The organism is Cellulomonas sp. P4_A2 (assembly GCF_056402515.1).
Genome location: NZ_JBFUHG010000065.1, coordinates 1 through 550 on the forward strand (window position 1 = coordinate 1; position 550 = coordinate 550).

Annotated in this window: 1 protein-coding gene; it reads left to right on the forward strand. The window is 74.0% G+C overall.

The features are described from left to right. On the forward strand, window positions 1-550 hold a 550-nt coding region (locus AC1DUE_RS20095), incomplete at both ends, for an amidohydrolase family protein (protein WP_477041175.1).

Genomic DNA, 550 nt, shown 5'->3' on the forward strand with positions numbered 1-550 from the left:
GGCGAGGCCCTGATCGCCGCCGCCGACGCGGCCGGTATCCGGATCACACTGCTGGACACCGCCTATCTCGCAGCCGGGTTCGGGCAGCGGGCCGGGCAGTACCAGCAGCCCAACCGGCACCAGCTGCGGTTCTCCGACACCACAGCCGAGGCCTGGGCCGAACGTGCTTCCCTCCTCAAGGACACCGACCACGCCCTGATCGGCGCGGCCGTCCACTCCGTGCGCGCCGTGCCCGCCGGGCAGCTCGCCACCGTGGCCGCATGGGCCGAGGAGCGGCGGGCCCCCCTCCATGTCCCCCTCTCCGCACAGGTTGCGGAGAACGAGGCCTGCCAGACCGCCCACGGCTGTTCCCCCACCCGGCTCCTCGCCGACCACGGGGTCCTCGGGCCGCGCACCACCGGCATCCACAACACCCACCTCAGCGGCGAGGACATCACGCTGCTCGGCTCCTCGGCCACCGGCACATGCATGTGCCCCACCACCGAACGCGACCTGGCCGACGGCATCGGCCCCGCCGTAGCGCTCCAGCGCGCGGGCTCGCCGCTCTCCC